Origin of the sequence: Methylobacterium sp. WL116, assembly GCF_008039455.1 — a bacterium.
Lineage (GTDB): Bacteria > Pseudomonadota > Alphaproteobacteria > Rhizobiales > Beijerinckiaceae > Methylobacterium.
Map to the genome: position 1 here is coordinate 1 of NZ_VRUV01000848.1, position 1,280 is coordinate 1,280.

Annotated in this window: 2 protein-coding genes; both read right to left on the reverse strand. The window is 71.2% G+C overall.

All coding sequences use genetic code 11. The features are described 5' to 3' along the window. The coding region (locus FV223_RS27880; protein WP_147729906.1) for a class I tRNA ligase family protein at positions 1–933 on the reverse strand (933 nt) is incomplete at its 3' end. 93 nt (positions 934–1,026) lie between these two features. Continuing rightward, a partial coding sequence (locus FV223_RS27885) for a DUF2497 domain-containing protein (RefSeq protein ID WP_147729907.1) occupies positions 1,027–1,280 on the reverse strand: 254 nt, incomplete at its 5' end.

Genomic DNA, 1,280 nt, shown 5'->3' on the forward strand with positions numbered 1-1,280 from the left:
GCTGTCCAGGATGTTGATCGGCCGGCAGCCGTGGCGACGGCCGACCTCGAAGTCGTTGAAGTCGTGCGCGGGCGTGATCTTGACCGCGCCGGTGCCCTTCTCGGGATCGGAATAGTCGTCGGCGACGATCGGGATCAGGCGCCCGACCAGCGGCAGGCGCACGTGCTTGCCGACGAGCGCGGCGTAGCGCTCGTCCTCGGGGTGGACGGCGACGGCGGTGTCGCCGAGCATGGTCTCGGGGCGCGTCGTGGCGACCGTGATGATGTCGCCCGTCTCGATGCCGGCCGCGTCCACCACCGGATAGTCGAAGTGCCAGAGGTGGCCCTTCACCTCGACCTGCTGGACCTCGAGGTCCGAGATCGCGGTCTGGAACTTCGGGTCCCAGTTCACGAGGCGCTTGTCGCGGTAGATCAGCCCCTGCGCGTGCAGGTCGACGAACACCTTCGTGACCGCGCGGACCATCTGCTCGTCGGGCGCGCCGCGCTCGCCCATGGTGAAGCGCTCGCGCGACCAGTCGCAGGAGGCGCCGAGCCGCTTCAGCTGCGAGACGATCGCGCCGCCCGATTCCGCCTTCCAGGCCCACACCTTGTCGAGGAAGGCCGCGCGGCCGATCTCGCGGCGGCCCGGCTCCTGCGCCTCCATCATGCGGCGCTCGACCACCATCTGCGTGGCGATGCCGGCATGGTCCATGCCCGGCTGCCACAGCACGTCGCGGCCGCGCATCCGCTCGAAGCGGGCGAGGATGTCCTGCAGCGTGTTGTTGAGGGCGTGGCCGATATGCAGCGAGCCCGTCACGTTGGGCGGCGGGATGACGATGCAGTACGGCTCGGCACCGGCCCGGTCGGGCCGCCCGGCGCGGAACGAGTCGGCGCTCGTCCACGCGGCGCTGGCGCGCGCCTCGGCGCCGGCCGGGTCGAAGGTCTTGTCCATCATGGGCGGGCGATCGCGGGTCCGTCTCGAGAATTTCGAGCCCGCTTTCAACCCGTCACGGGCCTCCCGTCAACACGGGCGGCGACACGCGCGACCTCAGCGGCCGCGGGCGACCCGCTCGATCTCGACGCGCACCAGCCGCTCGACCATCACCGGCAGGTTGTCGTCGAGCCAGGCCTTGAGCATCGGCTTCAGCATGTCCTGGACGAGGTCTTCCAGGCTGCGCGCGTTCTGGCTCGACACCGTGTTGGCGAGCAGGTTGAAGGCCTGGTTGACGCTGGCGCCGGCCGCGGACGAGATCAGCCCGGGCTCCGGCGCGGGGTCGGGCCTGCGCGCCGGCTCCGGCGCGG